23 protein-coding genes and 2 tRNA genes are annotated in these 23,252 nt (G+C 60.4%); 20 read left to right on the forward strand and 5 right to left on the reverse strand.

Annotated features, from left to right (window positions below; translation table 11 throughout):
- The first annotated feature begins 21 nt into the window (after positions 1–21).
- The 3 genes from AC061P_RS01055 to AC061P_RS01065 are packed head-to-tail and all read left to right on the forward strand — an operon-like array spanning position 22 to position 3,460.
- Positions 22–1,689: a circularly permuted type 2 ATP-grasp protein gene (locus tag AC061P_RS01055; protein ID WP_480391595.1), complete on the forward strand. Its 1,668-nt coding sequence runs from the start codon at positions 22–24 to the stop codon at positions 1,687–1,689.
- Positions 1,683–2,615 carry an alpha-E domain-containing protein gene (locus AC061P_RS01060; protein ID WP_449648067.1) on the forward strand — a complete coding sequence of 311 codons (933 nt, stop codon included), beginning with the start codon at positions 1,683–1,685 and terminating at the stop codon, positions 2,613–2,615. Before AC061P_RS01055 ends, AC061P_RS01060 begins: the two co-directional genes overlap by 7 nt.
- Positions 2,612–3,460 carry a transglutaminase family protein gene (locus AC061P_RS01065; RefSeq protein WP_449648068.1) on the forward strand — a complete coding sequence of 283 codons (849 nt, stop codon included), beginning with the start codon at positions 2,612–2,614 and terminating at the stop codon, positions 3,458–3,460. The genes AC061P_RS01060 and AC061P_RS01065 overlap by 4 nt, the downstream gene beginning before the upstream one ends.
- Positions 3,461–3,523: 63 nt before the next feature.
- Here AC061P_RS01065 and AC061P_RS01070 read toward each other — a convergent pair whose 3' ends face one another.
- On the reverse strand, positions 3,524–4,861 hold the full coding sequence (locus AC061P_RS01070) for an MFS transporter (protein ID WP_449648069.1): 1,338 nt from the start codon (positions 4,859–4,861) through the stop codon (positions 3,524–3,526).
- Positions 4,858–5,274, reverse strand: a complete 417-nt coding sequence (locus tag AC061P_RS01075) for a MarR family winged helix-turn-helix transcriptional regulator (protein ID WP_449648070.1) — start codon at positions 5,272–5,274, stop codon at positions 4,858–4,860. Before AC061P_RS01075 ends, AC061P_RS01070 begins: the two co-directional genes overlap by 4 nt.
- Before the next feature lie 110 nt (positions 5,275–5,384).
- On the opposite strand from AC061P_RS01075, the gene AC061P_RS01080 reads away from it, so the two are divergent.
- The 5 genes from AC061P_RS01080 to AC061P_RS01100 are packed head-to-tail and all read left to right on the forward strand — an operon-like array spanning position 5,385 to position 9,626.
- Positions 5,385–6,293 (forward strand): alpha/beta hydrolase, encoded by a 909-nt coding sequence (locus tag AC061P_RS01080; protein WP_480391596.1) that lies wholly within the window; start codon positions 5,385–5,387, stop codon positions 6,291–6,293.
- Entirely contained in the window at positions 6,293–6,754 is a 462-nt protein-coding gene (locus tag AC061P_RS01085; RefSeq protein ID WP_480391597.1) for an HIT family protein, read from the forward strand. Before AC061P_RS01080 ends, AC061P_RS01085 begins: the two co-directional genes overlap by 1 nt.
- Before the next feature lie 33 nt (positions 6,755–6,787).
- Positions 6,788–7,837 (forward strand): lipoate-protein ligase LplAB, encoded by a 1,050-nt coding sequence (gene lplAB / locus AC061P_RS01090; RefSeq protein WP_480392187.1) that lies wholly within the window; start codon positions 6,788–6,790, stop codon positions 7,835–7,837.
- Complete coding sequence (locus AC061P_RS01095) at positions 7,816–8,874, forward strand: FecCD family ABC transporter permease (RefSeq protein WP_449648073.1); 1,059 nt, start codon at positions 7,816–7,818, stop codon at positions 8,872–8,874. The genes lplAB and AC061P_RS01095 overlap by 22 nt, the downstream gene beginning before the upstream one ends.
- Positions 8,871–9,626 (forward strand): heme ABC transporter ATP-binding protein, encoded by a 756-nt coding sequence (locus AC061P_RS01100; protein WP_480391598.1) that lies wholly within the window; start codon positions 8,871–8,873, stop codon positions 9,624–9,626. The genes AC061P_RS01095 and AC061P_RS01100 overlap by 4 nt, the downstream gene beginning before the upstream one ends.
- 12 nt (positions 9,627–9,638) lie before the next feature.
- Here AC061P_RS01100 and AC061P_RS01105 read toward each other — a convergent pair whose 3' ends face one another.
- Entirely contained in the window at positions 9,639–9,923 is a 285-nt protein-coding gene (locus AC061P_RS01105) for a GNAT family N-acetyltransferase (RefSeq protein WP_449648075.1), read from the reverse strand.
- Between the two features lie 63 nt (positions 9,924–9,986).
- Between AC061P_RS01105 and pheA the strand changes: the two genes are divergently transcribed.
- Complete coding sequence (pheA, locus tag AC061P_RS01110) at positions 9,987–10,955, forward strand: prephenate dehydratase (RefSeq protein ID WP_449648076.1); 969 nt, start codon at positions 9,987–9,989, stop codon at positions 10,953–10,955.
- Here the strand turns inward: pheA and AC061P_RS01115 are convergent.
- Positions 10,936–11,946 carry a diacylglycerol/lipid kinase family protein gene (locus tag AC061P_RS01115; protein WP_480391599.1) on the reverse strand — a complete coding sequence of 337 codons (1,011 nt, stop codon included), beginning with the start codon at positions 11,944–11,946 and terminating at the stop codon, positions 10,936–10,938. The genes pheA and AC061P_RS01115 overlap by 20 nt on opposite strands.
- 37 nt (positions 11,947–11,983) lie before the next feature.
- Here AC061P_RS01115 and serS point away from each other — a divergent pair, with 37 nt between their 5' ends.
- Both serS and AC061P_RS01125 read left to right on the forward strand, forming a co-directional pair.
- Positions 11,984–13,249, forward strand: coding sequence for a serine--tRNA ligase (serS, locus tag AC061P_RS01120; protein WP_449648078.1), 1,266 nt, complete (start codon positions 11,984–11,986; stop codon positions 13,247–13,249).
- A complete protein-coding gene (locus AC061P_RS01125) occupies positions 13,246–14,061 on the forward strand; it encodes an HAD family hydrolase (protein ID WP_449648079.1) in 816 nt (271 codons plus the stop codon). The genes serS and AC061P_RS01125 overlap by 4 nt, the downstream gene beginning before the upstream one ends.
- A gap of 68 nt (positions 14,062–14,129) precedes the next feature.
- Here the strand turns inward: AC061P_RS01125 and AC061P_RS01130 are convergent, their stop codons facing one another.
- Positions 14,130–15,449, reverse strand: a complete 1,320-nt coding sequence (locus AC061P_RS01130) for an aspartate aminotransferase family protein (RefSeq protein ID WP_449648080.1) — start codon at positions 15,447–15,449, stop codon at positions 14,130–14,132.
- Between the two features lie 133 nt (positions 15,450–15,582).
- On the opposite strand from AC061P_RS01130, the gene AC061P_RS01135 reads away from it, so the two are divergent.
- The 9 genes from AC061P_RS01135 (at position 15,583) to AC061P_RS01175 (ending at position 23,225) form a co-directional block, all read left to right on the forward strand.
- Positions 15,583–17,100, forward strand: a complete 1,518-nt coding sequence (locus AC061P_RS01135; RefSeq protein ID WP_449648081.1) for a PucR family transcriptional regulator — start codon at positions 15,583–15,585, stop codon at positions 17,098–17,100.
- 89 nt (positions 17,101–17,189) lie between these two features.
- A tRNA-Ser gene (locus tag AC061P_RS01140) sits at positions 17,190–17,274 on the forward strand.
- Positions 17,275–17,319: 45 nt separating this feature from the next.
- Entirely contained in the window at positions 17,320–18,606 is a 1,287-nt protein-coding gene (locus AC061P_RS01145; protein ID WP_449648082.1) for an LCP family protein, read from the forward strand.
- A 119-nt stretch (positions 18,607–18,725) separates the two neighbouring features.
- Positions 18,726–19,781, forward strand: a complete 1,056-nt coding sequence (locus AC061P_RS01150) for an acyl-CoA dehydrogenase (protein WP_480391600.1) — start codon at positions 18,726–18,728, stop codon at positions 19,779–19,781.
- Positions 19,775–21,148: a PIG-L family deacetylase gene (locus tag AC061P_RS01155; protein ID WP_449648084.1), complete on the forward strand. Its 1,374-nt coding sequence runs from the start codon at positions 19,775–19,777 to the stop codon at positions 21,146–21,148. Before AC061P_RS01150 ends, AC061P_RS01155 begins: the two co-directional genes overlap by 7 nt.
- Complete coding sequence (locus tag AC061P_RS01160) at positions 21,145–21,846, forward strand: glycosyltransferase family 2 protein (RefSeq protein WP_449648085.1); 702 nt, start codon at positions 21,145–21,147, stop codon at positions 21,844–21,846. The genes AC061P_RS01155 and AC061P_RS01160 overlap by 4 nt, the downstream gene beginning before the upstream one ends.
- 107 nt (positions 21,847–21,953) lie before the next feature.
- Positions 21,954–22,045, forward strand: a tRNA-Ser gene (locus AC061P_RS01165).
- Between the two features lie 51 nt (positions 22,046–22,096).
- Positions 22,097–22,627, forward strand: coding sequence for a redoxin domain-containing protein (locus tag AC061P_RS01170; protein ID WP_449648086.1), 531 nt, complete (start codon positions 22,097–22,099; stop codon positions 22,625–22,627).
- A gap of 58 nt (positions 22,628–22,685) precedes the next feature.
- Positions 22,686–23,225: a YaeQ family protein gene (locus tag AC061P_RS01175; RefSeq protein WP_480391601.1), complete on the forward strand. Its 540-nt coding sequence runs from the start codon at positions 22,686–22,688 to the stop codon at positions 23,223–23,225.
- The last annotated feature ends 27 nt before the right edge of the window (positions 23,226–23,252 follow it).

A 23,252-nucleotide genomic window follows, 5' to 3' on the forward strand; every position in this document is an offset into this window, starting at 1 on the left:
TCAGGCGAATAGTGTCTGTATATGGCAGATTTGTTTGACGGATACACATCAAGCGCCTCCAAACGCACCGGACCAGCGGCGTGGGATGAGATGTTCTCTGCTGATAGCGAGATTCGTCGCCCTTATCGGGAGATCCACGACGCACTCGCTCAGATGACTCAAGAAGAGTTGCGTGGGCGCACTGAAGCGCTGGCAGATAGCTACCTCGCCCAGGGCGTCACCTTCGACTTTGCGGGCGAAGAGAGACCTTTCCCGCTCGACCCGGTTCCCCGAGTTATCGACCTCTCTGAGTGGAAACAGGTCGAGAGTGGTGTTAAGCAGCGGGTGCGTGCACTCGAAGCTTTTCTTGCTGACATTTACGGGCCGCAGAATGCGATCAAAGACGGTGTGATTCCCGCTCGGATGATCACCTCATCCAGTCACTTTCATCGTCAAGCTGCTGGTATCGATCCAGCAAATGGTGTGCGCATTCAAGTCAGCGGCATCGACCTGATTCGTGACGAGGTTGGCGCGTGGCGAGTCCTTGAAGACAATGTGCGCGTTCCCAGTGGTGTGAGCTACGTCATCTCGAATCGTCGAGTGATGGCCCAGACCCTGCCAGAACTTTTTGTCTCCATGCGTGTTCGCCCCGTTGGCGACTACCCGCACAAATTGCTGCAGGCCCTCCGCGCGAGCGCACCGAGTGGCATCGAAGAGCCGACAGTTGTTGTGCTCACCCCCGGTGTCTATAACTCCGCCTACTTCGAGCACACACTGCTCGCCCGCCTCATGGGTGTCGAGCTTGTTGAAGGTCGTGACCTCTTCTGTTCTGGCGGTCGCGTCTGGATGCGAACCACCGCCGGGCCAACCCGGGTCGATGTGATCTACCGTCGCGTTGACGACGAATTCCTTGACCCGCTGCAGTTCCGTGCCGACTCGATGCTCGGCAGTCCTGGCATGATGCTCGCGGCTCGCCTCGGCAACGTGACGATCGCCAACGCGGTCGGAAACGGCGTAGCCGACGACAAGCTCGTCTACACCTACCTGCCCGATCTCACCGAGTACTACCTCGGCGAGAAAGCCATCATTCCCAACGTGAAAACGTGGCGCCTCGAAGATCCGGGAGCCCTCGAAGAGGTGCTCGACCGCCTCGATGAGCTGGTGGTGAAGCCGGTTGATGGATCAGGCGGCAAGGGTCTCGTTATTGGCCCAGCGGCATCCAAGGAGGAATTGGCAACGCTGAAGACGCAGTTGCGCAAAGACCCCCGAGGCTGGATCGCGCAACCCGTCGTGCAACTCTCCACCATTCCGACCGTTGTCGATGACGGTATGCGCCCACGTCACGCCGACCTTCGACCGTTCGCTGTCAATGACGGCAACGATGTCTGGGTTCTGCCTGGCGGTCTCACCCGCGTGGCTTTGCCCGAGGGTCAACTCGTCGTCAACAGCTCACAGGGTGGTGGTTCGAAGGACACCTGGGTTGTTGGGCGCGAACGCATCGAAGAACCATCAGACACTGTTCAGGGCCTTGTTGAGCGACAGGCTGACACGGAGGCAATCACCGTGATCACTCCTGAGATGTTGCTTGAAGCGAGCGTTCACGAAGATCACGCTGAAGACCACGACAGCAGCCACACTCTTACGCACAGAAAGCGTCAAGAGGAACAGCAGCAGCAGAGTGACGACATCGAGGGAGGTCAATCATGCTGAGCCGCATCGCAGAATCGCTGTTCTGGATCGGGCGTTACATTGAGCGTGCCGACGGAACCGCCCGCATCCTCGACGTCCACCTCCAGCTGTTGCTTGAAGATCCGTGGATCGAAGAAGACGATGCTTGCCGCGCCCTCTTGAGCGTGATGGGAAGCGAAGCTCCTGCCGACGCCGTGCTCACGCGCGGTGACGTGCTGTCGATCCTCGCCGTCGACCGTTCTGAGCCGGCATCGATTGCCTACTCACTCGGTGCCGCTCGCGAGAACGCACGGCGAGCACGAGAAATCGTCTCGACAGAGTTGTGGGAATGCCTCAACACCACGAGGGCCCGGATGCCGCGTCGCATTTCAGAAGACAAAGTCAGTGACTTTTTCTCCTGGGTTCGCGAACGCAGCGCTTTGGCTGTTGGCATCATCGAGTCGGCGACAAGCCGCGATGAGGCGTGGCAGTTCTTCACCCTCGGTCGCAGCTTGGAGCGCGCGGACATGACCGCACGCCTGCTGGCAACCCGCAGCCTTACCGAGGCCAGTGGTCCTTCGTGGACCACGATCCTTCGCTCCTGTGGCGCCTACGAGCCTTACCTGCGTACGTACCGTGGTGTGCCGAGTGCGAGCAACGCAGCAGAGTTCCTGTTGCTTGATCGACTGTTCCCGCGCAGCATCCTCTTCTCGGTATCTCGCGCAGAGGACTCGATTCGCGAGCTTGAGCCTCGCCGCATAAACCGTGTTGGGGTTGCCGATGATGCGCAGCGCCTGCTCGGCAAAATTCGCAGCGAGCTCGAGTATCGACCGATCAACGAAATTTTGGATGATCTGCCCCACCACATGGACCGTGTGCAGGCAGCAACGAGTGCGGCTTCGGAGGCGGTGCGTCACCGCTACTTCCCGACGAATGCCGCTCCCGAGTGGGTTGGAGAGATCTCATGAAACGCTTAAGGATCGTTCACTCCACAGGGTTCAGCTACGGCGGAGAAGTCACAGCGTCCTATAACGAGGCTCGGATGCTTCCGGCCAGCGTTGAGGGACAGCTCGTGTTGTTCTCCAATCTGGACATCTTGCCGCTGTCGAGCCAGAGCAACTATGTCGACTATTGGGGTTCACGCGTCGCCTCCTTTGAGGTGCTCACTGGCCACAAGGAGCTGTCGCTCACGGCGACAAGCCTTGTCGAGGTCCACGAGCGTGAGCACGTGTCTGAGTGCATGGGGTGGGATGAGCTTGCTGCGACGGCCGAACTGTCGATGGATGCCGTTGAAAACCTCAGCCAGACGCGGCGCACCGAGCCGCCGGCAGAAGTGATCGCGCTCGCAAAAGACATTGCTTCGAAGTCGGATGACGCGTGCGAGAGCGCGCTGCAGATCTCGATGGCGATCGGTAACGCGATCCAATACATGAGCGGCGTCACCGGTGTGGCGACGACTGCAGCAGAAGCCTGGGCTGGTGGCAAAGGTGTCTGCCAAGACATTGCGCATCTCGCGTTGGGTGCTTTGCGTTCGGTCGGCATCCCGGCCCGGTATGTTTCTGGCTACCTTCACCCGAAACCGGATGCCGCTATCGGCGAGACGGTCACGGGCGAGTCCCACGCGTGGATCGAATGGTTCTGTAATGGGCAGTGGCGTGGCTACGACCCCACGAACCTGATCGACATCGGTGACCGGCACGTTCTGGTGGGTCGCGGTCGCGACTACAACGACGTTCCGCCGCTGCGCGGTGTCTACGCTGGCCCATTCGGGTCGAAGCTATTCGTGAGTGTGGAGATTACGCGCGAGGCCTAGCCTGAGCCGTACACACCGCGGCGTGAGGGGTGCGATGCTGCGAGCATCCGCCCCTCACGCTAGCTAGCTTGTGCGACGCATTGTGCTTTCGACGATCGCGATCTCTTGAGTAGCGAGTTCGCGCTCTTCGTCTGGCGTTGGCTCGGGAGGGAAGCGCAATCGAAGGCGGAAGCGACTTTCGGGCACGCGGCCGACGCGCATCCCGCGGCTGTAGACGAGCCAGGTGGTGGCGAACGCAGCGGCGAGCAGGCCGGAGAGTGAGCCGATTCCGAGCGCCCAGCGCGCTCCGAGTTCGTTGGCGGCCCAGCCAACGATCGGTGCGCCGATTGGGGTGCCGCCGGCGAAGATAGCTAGGTAGAGTGCCATGACCCGGCCGCGCATGATGGGGGTGGTGGAGGTCTGCACGTAGGCGTTTGCGGTGGTCATCATCGTCAGTGACGAGACGCCGACGATCGTGAGAGCAGCGCCGAAAGTCCAGTAGCTGGGGGAGAGAGCGGCGAGCAGGCACGCCACGCCAAAGAAGACAGAGCCGATGACGACGACGCCGAGGCGTGCGCGTTCTCGTCGAGCGGCCAGCAGGGACCCGACGATCGCACCGACCGCCATCATCGAAGAGAGCAGCCCAAACTCTGCTGCTCCTTTGCCGAACTCGGCGGTGGCCATGGTGGAAATGAAGACAGGGAAGTTGAAGCCAAACGTTCCTACGAGAAACACCATGACGAGCACAATCAGGATGTCTGGTCGATTGCGAACGTAGCGGAGCCCATCCCGAATCTGGCCCTTCGCTCGCCCGAGCTTGGCCACCGGGTAGAGCTGGTTGCGGCGGATGAACCACAGCGAGGCGAGCACGCCCGCGAAGGAGGCGGCATTCACGAGGAACACCGGGCCTGAGCCGATCGCGGCGACAAGCACGCCAGCGATGGCTGGGCCAATGAGGCGTGCGCTCTGGAACGACATCGAGTTGAGGGCGACAGCGTTGGGGAGGTCTTTGTCGCTCACGAGCTCTGACACGAAGGCCTGACGAACGGGCGCATCAATCGCGGTTGCGACACCGAGAAGCAGAGCAAAAACGTAGACGTGCCACAACTCAACATGGTCAGAGATCACGAGGATGCCGAGGCCGAGCGCAAGAATAAACTGGCTGAACTGCGTCCACAGCAACACGACGCGGCGGTCAAAACGGTCGGCAATGATTCCAGCGATGGGCATCAGTAGCAGTAGCGGGCCGAACTGCAGGGCCATCGTGAAGCCGAGAGCGGCGGCATCGTGGTCGGTCAGTTCGGTGAGAACGATCCAGTCTTGGGCGGTGCGTTGCATCCATGCGCCCGTATTGGAGACGATTGCGCCAATCGTCCAGAGTCGGTAGTTGAAGAAGCGGAGCGAGCGAAACATTGCGCTCACGAATTGGCTAACTTCAGCAGCACTGGAATGGCTGCATGGAGGGCGTTGTGCTCTTCGGCGGTGAGGGTCGAGAGTTCGGCAGCGAACCACTCGGCGCGACGCTGGCGAGTCTTATCGACGAGCTCCTTGCCGGCATCCGTCGCTTCGATGAGAACTTTTCGGCCGTCGTCTGGAGAGCTAGAGCGAGTGATGAGGCCTTCGTCACTGAGGCAATTGACGGTGCGATTCATTGACGGCGGGGTCACACGTTCGTGCTCGGCGAGCGCGGCAAGGGTGCTGCCTCCGTGATGGCTCAGTACGTAGAGCACGGAGAGTTGGCTGTCGCTCAGGGTGTCGTCGTGGCGTTGCTGCCGAATACGGCGAGCGATGCGCATGAGAGCGATTCTGAGTTCGTCGTCTAGTTTGTCTGGCACTTTAGTTAGTCTAGCAAATTAGTCTTGCTAACTAAATGCCGAAGGCGGTTGACTGCGTTTCCTCACATCGATGCACCCCCGCCGTACTATGGAAGAAGCAAGGAGGCCCAATGCCCAAGTTCACGGTGCCAAGAACTGACCACTCCTACACGGACGCCCAGGGAGTGACAATCCACTATTACGTGTGGAAGTCGCCCCATGCCCACGCTGTCCTCCAGCTCACGCACGGCCTCGGCGACCACGCGAGACGCTACGAATACGTGGCCCAAGCGCTCGCGACCGCTGGCTACACCGTCTATGCCGACGATCACCGCGGCCACGGTGCAACCGGGCTCGACCAGTACGAGGGCGACGCCAGCAAACTGGGAAAGCTCGGCAAGGGCGGACTGCGGGCAGCAACCGAAAACATCCGAGAGCTCACGACGATCATTCGCGCAGAAAACCCTGACCTGCCGGTTGCTCTACTCGGCCACTCGTGGGGCTCGCTGATGGTGCAAGACGTGCTCAACACCCATGCAGACGAATACGAGGTCGCGATCCTCACCGGCACGGCGCATCGCACCTTTGCCCACATGAACAGTGGCAACCTGAACGCGCAGCACAAAGACCTCGGAACCACCGGCTACGAATGGTTGAGCCGTGACCCGCAGGTCGCCGAAGATTTCATCAACGATCCGTTGACCTTCTATGCGGATGCCCTCAAGCTCTTCGGTCCCATCGATGGGCTGCGCCTGCTCGGTCGCCCCACTAAGCACATCAAGCGCGATATTCCGCTGCTGATCATGATCGGCGACGAGGATTCGCTTGGCGGTGTTACGAGCATTGAGTGGCTCGCGGCCGACTACGCCACGCGCTCCAAACTGACTGACATGGAAGCAATCGTGTATCCGGGTGCCCGCCACGAAATCTTCAACGAGACCAATAAAGACGAAGTAATCGCCGATCTGGTCGCGTGGTTAGATGTGCGGCTCAAGCCAGCACCGCACAAGGCTGCGTCCAAGGCCGCTTCGCACGAATAATGGCGTCAATTTTCACCGAGATTCTGAACGGTCGCTCGCCAGGTCGCTTTGTGTGGGCGGATGACCGTGTCTTTGCCATTCTCACTATCGAGCCCCGCAGGCCAGGTCATGTGCTCGTCATTCCGCGTCTCGAGGTCGATCGGTGGAGCGACCTCGATGAAGAGTTGGCGATGCACATTTTTCGTGTTGGGCGCCTGATTGGGCTTGCTCAGCGTGAAGAGTGGGATGCCGATCGCGTTGGTCTCATGTTCGAGGGCTATCGGGTTCCGCACGCGCACTTGCACATATGGCCGTCGTGGAATGTGTATGAATACAGTCACACGGGCATCGAACGTTTTCCCGGTGTCGCAGCTCTTGACGATGCGTTCGCGCGGTTGCGAAGCCGAATGATCGCTCACGGTCACGAAGAGTTCGTTCCTCCGCTCGACTGGTCGACTCCATCGGCGGATGCCGCACATTAGGCTGGATTCAGCACAACTAGACAGGGGTGAATGATGCACGGCGAATTCAAGGTACCCGGCGGAAAACTTGTAGTGGTCGATCTCGACGTTGTTGACGACACCATCACCGACTTCCGGCTCGCTGGCGACTTCTTTCTTGAACCCGATGAAGCACTCGCTGCGATCGACAGTGCTGTCAACGGTCTCCCCGCCAACTCCGACGCGAAGTCGATTACGGCGGCGATTCAGCAGTGCCTTCCCGAGGGCACCGTGATGCTCGGCTTCTCGGCCGAATCGGTGGCCACGGCCATCCGTCGCGCTCTTCAACGTGCCACAACGTGGAAAGACTACGAGTGGCAAATTGTGACCGGCCCGCCGCTCGAACCTCGCGTACAGATGGCAATGGATCAGGTGCTCGCCGACGAGGTAGCGTCCGGTCGCCGCAAGCCCACTTTGCGCATTTGGGAGTGGGACAAGCCCGCCGTAGTCATCGGCAGCTTTCAGTCTGTGCGCAATGAGGTTGACCTCGACAATGCCAAGAAGTTTGGTTTCGAGGTCGTGCGACGTATTTCTGGTGGCGGTGCCATGTTCATGGAAGCCGGCACGGTCATCACCTATTCGATCTATGCGCCTGTTGAACTCGTTCACGGCATGACCTTTGCCGACTCGTATGCCTTCCTCGACGAGTGGGTCATTATTGCTCTCAAATCACTGGGCATCGACGCCAGCTATCAACCGCTCAATGACATCGCGAGCCCGACAGGCAAGATCGGAGGGGCCGCCCAAAAACGCCTCGGCGCCGGCGCAGTGCTTCACCACGTCACCATGAGTTACGACATCGATGGCGAAAAAATGGTTCAGGTGCTGCGCATCGGTCGCGAGAAGATGAGCGACAAGGGCACCAAATCGGCAGCAAAGCGCGTTGATCCTCTGCGCAGTCAGACCGGAATGGAACGCTCCGAAATTTTGGACCGCATGGTCGCCACCTTCCGCGGGCTGTACGGACTCACCGAGAACGAAATCACGAGTGACGAGCTTGCCCGTGCCGAAGAGCTCGTCGTCGAGAAGTTCGGCACCGAAGAGTGGTTGCAGCGCGTTCCGTGAACCCCACCCTTCGCGGCCTGACCCTGTCGCTCACCCTCGCCGCACTCCTCCTTGGTGGCATCGTGGCGTCAGCGGTGCTCGGGCAATTGCCCGTCAGCCCGGCGGAAGTCGGCGGCTCACTCCTGCGGGCCCTGGGCATTCAGAATGACTGGGCACCAACCGACGGGATCGTGGAATCCACGCTCTGGGTAGTGCGATTTCCCCGCATAGCAATGGCCATGGTGGTTGGCGCAGCACTCGCGGTCGCCGGAGCTGTGATGCAAGCCATTTTTGGAAACCCGCTGGCGGAACCTGGGGTGGTTGGGGTGTCATCCGGTGCAGCACTCGGCGCAGCGATCGCCATCGTGGTTGGCGTCGCAGCACTCGGAGATAGTGCAATCGCGCTCTTCGCATTTGTCGGCGGTCTGCTTGCTACCTTGCTGGTGTATTTCGTGTCACGAGCCAACGGGCGCACCGAAGTGGTCACTCTGCTGCTGACCGGTATCGCAGTTAACGCCTTCGCCGGCGCGGGGCTCGCTTTCTTGCTGTTCGTCGCCGACTCCGGCAGCCGTGAACAAATTGTGTTCTGGCAACTGGGGTCTCTCAACGGTTCGCGCTGGAGCGAAGTACTCATCGTCGCCCTCGTCACGGCGATCGGACTTGCGGCCGCCGTTGTTCTTGCGAGGCCGTTCGACCTGCTCTCTCTGGGGGAGCGGAATGCCCGCCACCTCGGCGTCAATGTTGAGCGCCTGCGCATTGTGTCGATCGTGATCGTTGCGCTGCTCACCGGAGTCGCGGTCGCCTTTTGCGGCATCATCGCCTTCGTGGGGCTCGTCGTGCCCCACGCCATGCGGATGGCCATCGGCCCAGCCCACCGCCAACTCATCGTTGCGAGTGCCGTCGGTGGCGGCGTGCTGCTCGTGCTCTCAGACCTCCTCGCCCGTTCGGTAGTGCCAGGCGGAGATCTGCCCATTGGGCTGCTGACCTCACTCGTTGGTGGCCCATTCTTCTTCTACCTTCTGTTCCGTCAGCGCAAACGCAGCGGAGGTTGGGCATGATCAGTGCACGCAACATCGGAGTCCGCCTCGACTCTCGCGACATCCTCAACGGAGTGAGCCTCGACGTTCAGCGCGGCGAAGTGCTCGCGCTCGTCGGGCCAAACGGTGCCGGAAAGTCGACACTGCTCTCAGTCTTGAGCGGCGAGCGCAAGCCAGACAGCGGAACCGTGACCATTGATGGTCGGGATGTTGGCGGCATCCGTCACGCCGAGCTCGCCCAATTGCGGGCAGTACTCACGCAAGAGAACAGCGTGAGCTTTCCCTTTAGAGTTTCCGAAGTTGTGGCCATGGGCCGCAGCCCGTGGGCTCGTTCGGTGGAAAGCCGTGACGACGTTGCCGTCGTGAACGCAGCGCTCGAAGCGACGGATGTTGCCCACCTGGGCGCGCGCCGCTACACAACGCTGTCTGGTGGCGAAAAGGCGCGAGTCTCCCTTGCGCGGGTGCTGGCCCAGCACACCCCAGTCGTGTTTCTCGATGAGCCAACAGCGGCCCTTGACCTGCGTCACCAAGAAGATGTCATGCGGGCGGCGAAAGCGATGGCCGCAGAGGACCGCGCCGTTGTTGTGGTGCTGCACGATCTCAGTTTGGCCGGGGCATACTCTGACCGGCTTGCCCTCATTGCCCACGGAAAGCTCGATGCGATCGGCACCCCGAGTGAGGTCCTGACAGCCGAGCGTGTCGAACGCGTCTACGGACTCGCGGTCGACCTGCACGACGTCGGCGGGCATCCGGTCGTCGTCCCTCGGCGTTAAAGCACTGCTCAGTTAGCGGTTGAGCAGGTCACGATATTCGGGATGTTCGGCGATGAAGTGGCTGATGAACTCGCATTTGGCAACGACGCGGGCTTCGGTTTCGGCGCGCACGAGGTTGAGGGCTCCGCGACCGAGCTCATTTGCGAGACCCTGACCGCGGAACTTGGGGTCGATCTCGGTGTGTACAAAGACGATCGTGTCATCGCGCAACTGGTAGTCAGAGATACCAGCCTGAACGCCATCAACGAGCAGCTCATAGCGGTGCATTGCTGGGTCGTGGATTACTTCGCTGGCCATAGTTCAAGCCTACTCGCGACGTCAAGGCGCTAGCGTTAGTCGCTGGCACCCTAAACTCGTGTCATGACTTCGACGCCCAGCCCCAACACAGCGAGCTACAGCTACTTGGGGCCTGCCGGAACGTTTACCGAGGCGGCTCTCAAGCAGGTTCCTGAGGCGGTTGGGGCCCACTGGAAAAGTGTCAACAATGTGGGCGAAGCCCTCGACGATGTGACGAGTGGTCGCAGCATAGCCGCGATGATCGCGATCGAGAACTCCATTGATGGGGGCGTCAGCGCCACTCAAGACGCGCTGACGAACATCCCGAATCTGCGCATCCTTGGCGAGTATTTGGTGCCCGTGAATTTCGTGCTCGTTGCTCGGCCCGGCACAACTTTGGCCAGCGTTGCCGTTGTGAACGCGCACCCGGTTGCCTATGGCCAGACGCGGCGTTGGCTTGACACTCACGTGCCAACCCACAGCTACATTCCGGCGAGTTCGAATGTAGCGGCTGCCGCAACGCTGCTTGATAACGAACTGGCGGATGCCGCAATCGCACCCCCCGGCATCACCGAGCACTACCCCCTTGAGGTTTTGGCAGAGAATCTGGCCAACAACCAGAACTCGGTGACGCGCTTCGTTCTCGTCTCGGCGAACACTTCGCTGCCAGAGCCCACCGGCGCAGACAAGACGAGCGTGATTGTGGAACTGCCAGACAACGCACCAGGTCGACTGCTCGAAATGCTTGAACAGTTTGCCACTCGCGGCGTCAACATGAGTCTCATTGAGTCGCGCCCCATTGGCGATGAGTTGGGTCGCTACCGTTTCGTCATTGACCTTGAGGGTCACATCCTCGACGAACGAGTTGCGGATGCCCTGCTCGGCCTTAAGCGTTTCAGCCCCAACGTGATCTTCTTGGGCAGCTACCCGCGCGCAGACAAACTCGCAACAACGGTGACGCCTCGCTACGGCAATGACGTTTTTGTTGAGGCCCGCGATTGGCTGCGCGCAATTACCACGGGCGAACCTTCCGCTACGACAATCGAGTCCTAGGCACCCGCGAGTAGGGCTTCGGCACCCGAACGATCAGGGCCCCCGGATCGACCCACGCGTGCACTGATTTGGCGAGACCGAATTCGTCGCCATCGAGCTGAAACTCTTCAGAGTTATCGACGATCATATTGAGATCGCTGCCCTTCAGGTAGCGCACATCACGCACATCTTTCGACAGGTCGATGATTCGTCGACCAATCACACTCTTGCGCAGCACGCCGTTTTCCCACGCGATTTTGTTCCAAATGTTGAGCCACCCGAATCGGCCCCGGGGAACAAGCGCAGCCATATCGAGGATGCCGTCATCAGGTTGCGCTTCAGGCATCAGCAGCAGGCCACCCGGCAGGGTGCCGCAATTGCCGATAATCACGGTGTGGGCGGTGAGCGAACGGTTGGGAGCGCCGTCGACGCTGTACCGCAGCCGCACCGGTTTGAGCTCGGGGATGGAGCGCGCAATACCGTCAACGTAGGCCAGCCAACCCACAGCCTTTTTGAGTTTCGTACTCGTGTTCTTGATCATCTTCGCGTCAAGCCCGAGCCCCGCCATCACCAAGAAGGCGTGCTCTTCATGGTCGTCGTTGTCCCGAACAATTTCGACCATGCCCAGATCGAGTTGGCGATCTTTGCCGTTGAACGCAATGTCTACGCTGTCCCGGTAGTTGCTCGTTGGCAGGTCAAGGTTGCGGGCGAGAAGGTTGCCGGTGCCTGCCGGTACGACGGCCAACGCAACTCCAGTGCCGCGCAGGGCTTCTGCCACTGCCCGCACTGTGCCATCGCCACCAGCCGCGATTACTACACGTGCGCCACGACGAATCCCGCTGCCCGTTGCGGACTGTCCGGCATCCTCTATCGTGGTGGAAAACCAGAGCGGCGTTGCCCAATCGGCAGCCTTTGCGGCAGCACTCACTGTCTTCTTCAGCTTGGCGAAGTCGACTTTCATGGGGTTGTAAACAACCGCCACTTTGGGCTTCGCAGTTCGGAGCGTGGGCACAGATAAACGCTACGCCATGAATCGGTAGGCTGTAGGGGTGATTGACCCCCAAATTCTCCGAGATAACCCCGACGCTGTGCGGCAGTCGCAACGTGCCCGCAGCGCATCCGTTCAGTTGGTTGACGACGCCATCGAAGCAGACCAGAAGCGTCGCGCCAGTATCGGCGAGTTCGAGTCACTTCGGGCTGAGCAGAACAGCTTCGGCAAGAAGGTTGCTCAGGCGCCATCCGAAGAGAAGAAGGCACTCGTCGCTCAGGCGCAGCACTTGTCCGCCCGGGTGAAGGCAGCCCAGCTGGTGGCCACCGAGGCTGAAGCAGAATTCGCGCGCATCGTTGGTGCCCTCGGCAATATTGCTGTGGATGGCGTTCCCGTCGGTGGCGAAGATGACTGGGAGCTTGTGCGCGAAGTGGGCACGCCCGCATCGTTCGACTTTGAGCCCCGTGACCACGCGGACCTCGGCGAGATGCTCGGTGCTATCGACATCCCGCGCGGAGTGAAGGTATCGGGCAGCCGTTTCTACTTCCTTAAGGGCGTCGGCGCACGACTCGAACTTGGGCTCATGAACATGGCCCTCGACCGTGCGATCGCTGGCGACTTCATCCCGCTCATCACCCCCACCCTTGTTCGTCCAGAAATGATGGCCGGCACAGGTTTCCTCGGTGAGCACGCCGACGAGATCTATTACCTCCCCGCCGACGACCTCTACCTGACCGGTACGAGTGAAGTGGCGCTCGCCGGGTACCACTCCGATGAGATCCTCGACCTCTCGAATGGCCCACTGCGTTACGCGGGTTGGTCAACCTGTTACCGCCGTGAAGCCGGATCTGCAGGCAAAGACAACCGTGGCATCCTGCGCGTTCACCAGTTCAACAAACTCGAAATGTTCAGCTACGTGCTGCCCGAGAATGCGCAAGAGGAGCACGAACGACTTCTTGCCTTCCAGGAGTCGATGCTGCAGGCGTGTGAGCTTAGCTACCGCGTGATTGATGTTGCCGGTGGTGACCTTGGTTCGAGTGCGGCCCGCAAGTTCGACATTGAGGCTTGGGTTCCGACCCAGGGCGCCTACCGTGAACTGACCTCGACGTCGAACTGCACGACTTATCAGGCCCGCAGGCTCGACATCCGCTACCGCACTGAATCGGGCAAGACTTCGCCGGTCGCGACCCTCAACGGAACTCTGGCAACCACCCGCTGGTTGGTTGCCATTCTCGAAACCCACCAACAGCCCGACGGGTCGGTAGTGGTGCCACAAGCACTGCGTCCCTACCTTGGTGGCCTTGAAATTTTGGAGCCAATCGCGTGACCAACGCAGCACAGAATGACCGCTGGATGATCGCCCTCGACATCGATGGCACTGTGCTGCTCGAGTCAGGCGAAATGAATGATGCCGTCATTGCGGCGGTCGCGAAGGTTCGGGATGCCGGCCACGAAGTCATGTTGGCCACCGGTCGTTCGGTTGCCATGACTCTGCCGATCTTGCGCAAGCTGGGGCTCAAGCCCGAGTACGTCGTGTGCTCTAACGGTGCGATTACGCTCAAGCGGGATCCACTGGGTGAGGGCGGTTACGCTCGCGAGTTTGTCGAGATGTTCAACCCGAGCGAGGTCTTGAAGAGCATCAAAGATCACTTGGGTTCTGCGAACTATGCGGTCGAAGATGCGACAGGCAAGTTCTTTGTCTACGGCGAGTTTCCTGATGGAGCACTCGGCGCGGTCAGCGAGAACGTCGCTTTTGAGGAGCTCGTCAAGGTTCAAGCAACCCGTGTAGTTGTCATCTCGCCGCAACACCAGGTTGACGATTTTCTCGCCGTCGTGGAACGTATGGGCCTTCACAAGGTCAGCTATAACGTCGGCTGGACGGCGTGGCTCGACATCGCGCCCGATGGCGTCAACAAGTCAACGGCGCTCGAAAATGTGCGTTCGCGCCTCGGCATCCCCCGCACCCGCGTGCTCGCCATGGGGGACGGTCGCAACGACATCGACATGCTCGAATGGGCAGCCCTTCACGGTCGCGGCGTTGCTATGGGACAGGCACCGGAAGACGTACTTGCCGCCGCCAATGAGGTCACCGAGAGTGACCTCAACGATGGTGCAGCGTTGGTGCTCGACGCTTTTTAGTCGCGCACGATTTGGGTACCTCTCGACGCTTTTTAGTCGCGCACGATTTGGGTACCTCTCGACGCTTTTTAGAGTTCGCTGAGCGCTTCGTCGTAGATTTCCATGGCGCGTGCGACTTCTTCTGGGGTGACGACGGCTGGCGGTACGACGTGGATGCGGTTGTCGGCGATGAATGGCAGTAGTCCGCGCTTGACGAGGGCGCCTTTGATTTTTCCCATGTTTGCGGCGCTGAGGGGTTCGCGGGTGTCGCGGTCGGCGACGAGTTCCATTGCCCAGAAGACGCCGCTGCCGCGTACTTCGCCGATGGAGTCATGTTTGGCGGCGAGGGCGGCGAGCCCGGGGGCGATGTGGTCGCGGCCGATCATGGCGGCGTTTTCGATGATGCCTTCGTCTTCCATGGCGGTGATGGAGGCGACGATGGATGCTGCGGCGAGGGGGTGGCCGGAGTAGGTGAGCCCGCCGGGGAAGACGCGTTCGTCGAAGGTTGTGGCGATCTCGTCGGAGATGATGACGCCGCCGACGGGTACGTAGCCTGAGTTCACGCCTTTGGCGAAGCTGATGAGGTCGGGCTTGATGTCGAAGGCATCGAATGCGAACCAGTTGCCGGTGCGACCGAAACCGCACATGACTTCGTCGAGGATGATGAGGATGCCGTACTTGTCGGCGAGGGCGCGCACTCCAGCTAGGTAGCCGGGTGGGGGCATCAGTACGCCCGCGGTGCCGGGGATTGTTTCGAGCAGGATTGCGGCGATTGACTCTGCACCTTCTGCTTGGATGGTGCGCTCAAGGTGGTGCAGGGCGCGCTCGGATTCTTGTTCGGGGGAGTCGGCCCAGAATTCGGACCGGTATTCGTAGGGGCCGAAGACGTGCACGTGGGCGCGAGCATATTCGTTGGGGATGCGGCGCCAGTCTCCGGTGGCCACAATGGCCGATCCGGTGTTGCCGTGGTACGAGCGGTAGCGCGAGATGATCTTGTCTCGCCCAGTGTGAAGGCGAGCCATCCGGATTGCGTTTTCGTTGGCATCCGCTCCGCCGTTGGTGAAGAACACCTTGTTCATGCCCTCTGGTGCATGGTTGGTGATCTTGTGGGCTGCTTCAGCGCGAATGTTGGTGGCGTGGGCGGGGGCGATGGTCGCCATGATGTCGGCTTGTGCTTTGATGCCCGCGATGACGGCTGGGTGTTGGTGACCGATGTTGACGTTGACGAGTTGGCTCGAGAAGTCGAGGTATTCGTTTCCTTCGTTGTCCCATACGGTGCTGCCGAGGCCTCCCTCGATCACCATGGGCTTGAGTGCGCCTTGCGCCGACCAGGAATGAAACACGTGAGCGCGGTCGAGCGCGACTGTCTCTTCGTTGCTGGGATGGCTAGATGCGGGCGCAGAGTTCATGGGGCACCTTTCGTGGCTGAGGCTAGTACTCAACTATCGCGTTCCATCGCGCACAACATCGTGACATTTTGTATAGCAACATGCTGCATACTCGACATATGGTGAGACGTCGAGCGGAACAGGGCAATTGCTAGTGCTTCCAACAATTGCGTGGCTATTGGGCAGAGAACAACTGCGGCTCAGCGTCGTGAGCGCTCGTCCGGATCTGTTGACGGCCCCCGTCACTTGGGTGCACAGTTCAGACCTTGATGACCCGACCCCATTTCTTAGCAGCGGTAACGTTCTGCTCACCGACGGCGCCCAATTCGGTTTCGGCGCTGATGCCGAGCGCTACAACTACGACGCGTATGTCGAGCGCCTCGTCGCTGCAGAGATTGTTGGTTTGGGCTTCGCGACCCACTTTCTGCATCAGGGAATGCCGTCAGGCCTTGCCGTGGCCTGCGAGCGTGCCGGGCTTCCTCTTATTGCTGTTCCCGACCGCGTTCCTTTCATTGCGGTCATCCGTGAGGTTGCCGACCAGATCGCTGCCGAACGCAGCGTGCGCATGGAGTGGTCGATCTCTGCGCATAAGGCGATCTCTCGGGCGGCTCTCAAGCCCACTGGGTTGCGTTCGACGCTCGTCGAACTGGAACGTCAACTCTCGTGTTGGGTCGGGTTATTCGATGCGGCCGGCGCTCCTCTTCTTGTGCCCTCGCAGCAACCATCCGCTGATCGTTTTGCGGCACCGGTGCGGGATGAGGTGGCTCGGGCTCTGCGAAAGGGGCGCCGGTCATCCACAAGTCTCACGCTCGATGCTGGGCAGGTGACTATTCAGACGTTCGGCCAGAGCGGGCAGTTGCGTGGCGCATTGGCTTTGGGTCGGGGGGTTCCGCTTGACCGTGCGGAGAATGAGCTCGTGACCAGTGTGATCGCGTTGGCGACTTTGGCGCTGGAACAAAACCGCGAGCTCGACACTACGCGCGGCCAACTGCGTTCGGCGCTGCTCGAGTTGATGCTCGCCGGCAACGTCACGGTCGCCCACTCCACAGCGCAGGATGTCTGGGGCTCTGTGCCAGCGGAACCTCTCTCCGTAATCGTGATCGCGCGGCAGGTGCGCAGCCATTATGTTCTCGATGCGCTCGAGTCATTGGCGCTCGACAGCGACGGACACGTGTTCTTTGCAGAGCGTGATGACACCATCGTCGTCATCGTCGGAGACGGCAGCGAGCACCAGCAGGTCACGCAACTCATCGACGACCATGCGCTCGCTGCCGGGAGCGTCGCCGCTGACTACGCCGAGCTTGCGACTGGCCTCAGGCAAGCATCCGATGCGCTCGCCGCCGGAGGTGGGCGCGCTGGCCTCACCGATTTCGCGAACATTGCTGAAACGGGGATGCTCGGGGTGCTGCAGGCGGCAGGTGCTGAGCATGTGGCGCAGCGAGTGCTCACGAAACTCATCACTTTCGATGCCGAACATTCGACGGCTCTCGTGGATACGTTGGGCTCGTGGCTCGCGAATGATTGTTCGTGGGGTGCCACCGCCGCGAAACTGGGTGTTCACCGCCACACGGTTCGGGCGCGCATCGACCAGGCGGCGGGCATCCTGAACCTCGACCTTGAATCGTTTGAGGGTCGCCTTGAAGTGTGGGCAGCGTTGAGGTTGCGGGCCTAACGCCGATTAACCCCCATTTCGAGCCTTCTAGCCTGCCGTTCAGGTAGACCGTGCGGGCATCAGATACACTCTGATCTTGCGCTATGCAAGGAGGGCTGTCCGAGCGGCCGATGGAGCCAGTCTTGAAAACTGGTGGGCAGAAATGTCTCGTGGGTTCGAATCCCACGCCCTCCGCACTGCGTGTCATGTTGTGTATCCGGTGGTTGAAAGGGGAGTGCGATGAGTGAACTTCGTCCACGCTCAGAGTTGCGTTCGCGCTCTGTTGCTCGCACTGGCTCAAAAGAAGCGCCCACGGTGCAGGGTTTGGCACGACACGGTCGGTTGAAGAAGCCGGGCCCGTGGGGAACAATCGCCAAGATTGTCTCCGCTTCACTCGCCGTATTACTGGTGAGTGGTGCGGCGGTTGGTGCTGTCGCTTTTGACAGCATTTACGGTCAGCGCGACACCATTACTCTCGTCGGTGAAACTGAGGGTCCTCCGCCGCAGATCGGCAGCTATGAGGGTGGATTCAATATTCTTATCGCCGGTAGCGATACGCGTGAAGGTCAGGGCGGCATCGGCGGCTCAACGCGAGACGCGTCGGGTGAACTCAACGACGTCAACATGATTTTGCATGTTGCGGCAGACCGCCAGTCTGCGGTGGCAATCAGCTTCCCGCGCGACATGGTGATGGGCATCCCCGAATGCCCCAGCCTTGATGGCGACTACAACAAGTACTACTCAACGGAGCCTCTCAACACTGCGCTTTCGTATGGTGGTCTTCCCTGTGTTGCTCTCACGCTCTCAGAATTCACCGGCCTCGATATTCAGTTCGCCGGAATCATCACCTTCAACGGCGTTATCGAGATGACCAACGCAATCGGCGGTGTCGATGTGTGTATTGATGGCCCGCTCGTTGACCCGTACACGGGAATCGACCTTCCCGAAGCTGGCACCTACAACTTGAAGGGCTGGAAGGCTCTCGCGTTCCTTCGCTCACGTCACGGTGTTGGTGATGGCAGCGACCTGACACGCATCAGCTCGCAGCAGGTCTACCTTTCGTCAATGGTGCGCACACTCAAGAGCGCTGAGACCCTCGGCGACTACAAAAAGGTTTACAACCTTGCGGATGCCGCAATCACCAACATGCAGTTGTCCAAGGGACTAGCCGACGTACCAACGATGGTCTCGATCGCTTTGGCGCTCAAAGACATCCCGCTGGAATCCATTCAGTTTGTGCAGTACCCAGGCACAACCGGTGGCACCGGGGTGTACGACGGCAAAGTTCAGCCCAATCAGTACGTCGGCGACAAGATGATGGCGCTGATCTCATCAGATAGCCCATTCACGCTCGCAGACTCAACTGACGGTCAGGGTGCGGTTCTCGACCCGAACGCCCCCGTCGCCGAGCCTGCACCTGAAGCAACCGGCGATTCGACTGCGGCTCCCACAGTGGATCCTGAAGTTATCGACGTTCGTGGACAGAGTGCCGCAACGTACAGCTGCTCGGTCACCAACTACTACTAAAAGCAGTTCCTTCGCAGTTCTCAGATCAATTTGATACAACTTCAGTGATGAGCGAATCTCGCTAGGAGTTCGCTATAGCGCTGCCGTTGCGGCACCGATCACGAGGATGAGACCTGCGGGTGAAGAAAACGCTATCTATTTCGCCGACGGCCGATGAATCCCACCGGGAATTATTGAATTGGGTGGGCGAAGAGGCTGAGAACTGTGAGAGCAGAGTCGATGCCGCTCTCAACTTTGCGCGATCCTTAGGACGTCGACTGCCGTTTCCTGGCGAAGGTTCTACAAGCGTGCTGTGGAGCGCGCTCGCTACGATCGGGGCGGTGGATCTCACGGTGGCGCGAGCTGTGGAGCCCCATCTTGATGCGCTTGCCATCCTTGATCAGGCGGTTATCGGTGACACGGGCAGCATCGGCGTGGATGAGGGCAGCACGTGGGGTGTGTTCGCCGCTGAATCACCCGACTTTAGCCTCAGGGCTGAATGTGTCGACGGCAGTTGGATGCTGTCTGGCACCAAAGCGTGGTGCTCTTTGGCGGGCTCCGTTAGTCATGCGCTCGTGACGGCATTCACCGGACCCTCCACTCGGCGACTTTTTGCTGTTTCCTTGCGACAAACAGGGGTTGTTGTCGAGGAAGGCGCTTGGCATGCTCGCGGCCTCGTGGCCATCCAGAGCGGCAACGTCGCCTTTTCTGCAGCCTCCGCCGTCCCCGTTGGGGAAGACGCGTGGTACTTGGAGCGCCCGGGATTCGCGTGGGGAGCAATGGGTGTCGCCGCCTGTTGGTGGGGCGGAGCTGTCGGAGTCGCTCGGCACGCTTTTGCGTTGAGTGGCGTTCGTGAGCCTGACCAAATTGCTCAGATGCACCTCGGCGCTCTGGATCTGGCGCTCTATTCGTCGCGGATCGCACTGGCAGAGTCTGCTAACGCTGTCGATAACGTAGAGCTCAGCCGCAGCGCCGCAACCATCATGAGCACTCGCGTCCGTGCGCGTGTCGCTCGGGATGTTGATGAGGTGATGGAACGCGTCGGGCACGCCTTGGGGCCGGCGCCGCTCGCGCTCGACGAGGAACACGCCCGTCGAGTAGCGGACCTCCAGTTGTATGTGCGCCAACATCATGCCGAGCGGGATTATGCGCGACTCGGTAGCAAGGTGCTCGCTGATCGGTCCTTCGAGTGGTGACGTTTGACCACCGTGATCCGGGTACGCCCGAAGTGCAGTGGATCTCGAGCTCCCTCTGGAGCGACGTCGGTGAATTCCACGTGGAGGGGATCGACCGGCTAATCGTCGTCTCCGCTCACCCGGATGACGAAACGTTGGGGGTCGCCGGACTCATGCGGCGAGTTGCCACCGCGGGCGGACGGGTTCAGCTCATTCTCGCGACGGACGGCGAAGGCTCGCATCCGGCATCGCCGACTCGGAGCGATGCCGAACTGCGTTCGTGGAGAGCCGCGGAAATTGAGCGGGCGATTGAGCTGGTTGCCCCAGAAACCTCGATCGTGCGCCTGGGGCTTCGGGATGGCGCACTCAGAGATGAGACTGGCGCGCTCCGCGACGGCATCGTGGGCGCGCTCGCCTCAGGTCAGGGGAGAACCCTCATCGCGGCAACGTGGCGCGGAGATGGGCACGGCGACCACAGGGTGGTCGGCGAGATCTGCGCCGATGTCGCCCGCGCGCATGGTGTGTCCCTTGTCGAATACCCAATCTGGCTGTGGCACTGGTCATCGCCAGAGGACCCTCGTACACCGTGGTCTGACTTGCGCACGATGACCCTTACTGCTGATGAGCGAGACGCTAAGCGCCGCGCGATAGCGGCCCACGAGAGCCAGATCTCTCCGCTCTCAGAACGTGAAGGTGACGAGGCGATTCTTCGTCCTGAATTTGTAGAACATTTCGAACGGCCAATGGAGGCATATGTGATCACTGAGCGCGAGCCGAGTAATGACGGAACGCTCACGCGAGAATTTTTTGACGAGTTCTACGCCGGCAAAACCGATCCGTGGGGATTTGAATCTCGGTGGTACGAGCAACGGAAGCGTGATCTAACGCTGGCGAGCTTGCCGAGAGAGCGCTTCGCGAATGCGCTGGAGTTGGGATGCTCCATAGGGGTATTGAGCGCGCAGCTCGCACAGAGATGCGACGCCCTCTTGGCAACTGAGATTGCACTCGCGCCATTAGAGATTGCGCGTCAACGATTAGCGGAGCATCCGCACGTCACGTTTCGGCACGTTGAGAGCGCTGAAGAGTGGCCGGACGGAACGTACGATCTGATCGTGATGTCTGAGGTTGGATACTATTTCGATTCGGATGCTCTCGATCGAGTTCTCTCGCGGGTCACCAAGAGTCTCGCGCCCGCTGGAGTATTGGTCGTCTGCCACTGGAGGCATGAAGTCGCGGACTACCCGCTCGGCGGAGACGAGGTGCACGCCAGGCTCGGCGCCCTCAAGTCGCTGGAGCGATTTGTCAGTCACGTCGAAGAGGACTTTCTGCTTGACGTTTTCAGCCTGCGCCCCGCGCGCTCGGTCGCTCGCGAAACAGGCCTCCTGTGAGCGCGCGGATCTCCGGGATTGGCGTTGTCGTTCCGGCCAAAGATGAGGACGAGCTCTTGGGCGCTGCGCTGGCAGCTCTTGCTGCGGCACGTGCCAGCATGAGGGCCATCGACGCTCGCGAGCGGCCGTGGGTCCGCGTGATCCTCGTCTTGGATGACTGCGCCGATGAGTCCGCTGCAATAGCCTCGCAGTGGAATGACGTCGAAGTTCTTGCGGTGAATTATGGCGCCGTGGGCGCAGCTCGCCGACACGGCATCCATCACTTGCTCAGCACCACGCGCACTCCGGACTCTGAGGTATGGATCGCCAACACCGACGCGGACTCGCAAGTGCCAGCTAACTGGCTGAGCGAACAGTGGAAGATCGCCCAGAGCGGTGCCGAGGTCATGATCGGAACCGTGCGGCCAGATTTCAACGACCTCAGTGACGAGAAGCGGAGTCGCTGGCTGGCTACGCATGTGCCCGGTGAAGCGAATGGTCACGTGCACGGCGCGAATCTTGGCTTTCGAGCCGATTGCTATCGAGAAGCTGGTGGCTTTACCCCGGTTACTGAACACGAAGATGTGCGCCTCGTGGAGGCACTGAACGCAATAGGGGCGCGTTCAGTGGCAACAGATGAGTGTTGCGTTCTCACTTCGGGGCGAGAGTATGGTCGCACCCCGGGTGGCTATGCGTCCCACTTGCGAGAGCGTCTGTGAGGGGCGGGAACGACGTGGCAAAGCCGGCGCCGTCGCCGACGGTTAATCGGATGGCAATCTCGGTTCGTCGTATGGCCTATGACAAGTTATGATTGCTGAGTACGTCTGGAGACGTCGCATAGTCCGGCCTAGTGCACCACCCTGCTAAGGTGGAGTACCCGTAAGGGTACCGAGAGTTCAAATCTCTCCGTCTCCGCCATTTGTTCTTTTCGCGGAATGATTCTTGGCCACCAGTGTGTTGGCTTTGAGGATGACTATTCTGCCGCGCACCCTGGTTCCTGCCCTTTCACTGCCCGTTGTTCAGGGTGGCACCACCGACGATCTCGCTCTCGGTTCCGGCGTTGATGGCCGCTTTACGCTCATCGTTTTTTACCGTGGGCTGCACTGCCCGCTGTGCCGAAAGCAGCTCCGCGAAATTGACGACAGCATGGATGAGCTGCGTGAGGCCGGTGTCGGACGCGTTGTTGCGATCAGCATGGACACTCTCAAGCGCGCAACGATATCCGTTGATGACTGGGAACTCACGCAGCTACCCATCGCCCACGGACTCACAGAAGAGCAAGCGCGCCAGTGGGGGCTCTTCATCTCTAGTGGCTTCAAGAAGGGCGAACCGGAACGCTTTAGTGAATCGGGAATCTTCGTTCTCGACTCCGATAACACGATGTTCTGGAGCAACATTTCGAGCATGCCGTTTGGTCGCATGCCCGTGAAGGCGATCATTCATGGCCTCGAGTACGTCACCGAAAACGGATACCCGGCGCGCGGAACTGTCGCGCACTAGCTCTCCCGTTGTCGCGGCCGCAATTCGGCACCGCATCCAGAGACTAGGCTCGGGCACTATGGCAGCTGGCTCAACTATTCACACCTTCACGGTTCAACTGGCGGATGTGGATCGCGGGGTCTACGACGACTTCACGCTTCGAGTCGCGCGTCATCCGTCAGAAACGGACCTCTATATGGTGACGCGGTTGCTGGCGTACTGCCTCGAATACGAGGAAGGAATCGCCTTCAGCGAGGGAGTTTCCTCAACCGATGAGCCAGCAGTGCTCGTCCGGGATCTCACCGGAACTATCACCGCGTGGATCGAAGTTGGTGCCCCCGATGCTGCCCGGCTGCACTACGGAAGCAAACTCGCCGATCGGGTCGCCGTCTATACGCACCGCGATCCGGTGAAGGTGTCTGCGGCGTGGGCCGGCAAGAAAATCCACCAGGCCGATGCCATTACCTTGCGCAGTTTCGAGCCTGGCTTCATTGAGGGGGCCGTCGCTGGCCTCGAGCGACGCAATTCGGTCACACTGTCGGTCACCGAGGGCCAGCTCTACTTAGAACTCAACGGCATGACATTATCGTCGGCGATTCAGGATCAGGGGATCACGTAGATCCTCTAGGCCAACTGTCATCGCCGA

Source organism: Rhodoglobus sp. G.S.4, assembly GCF_056619605.1.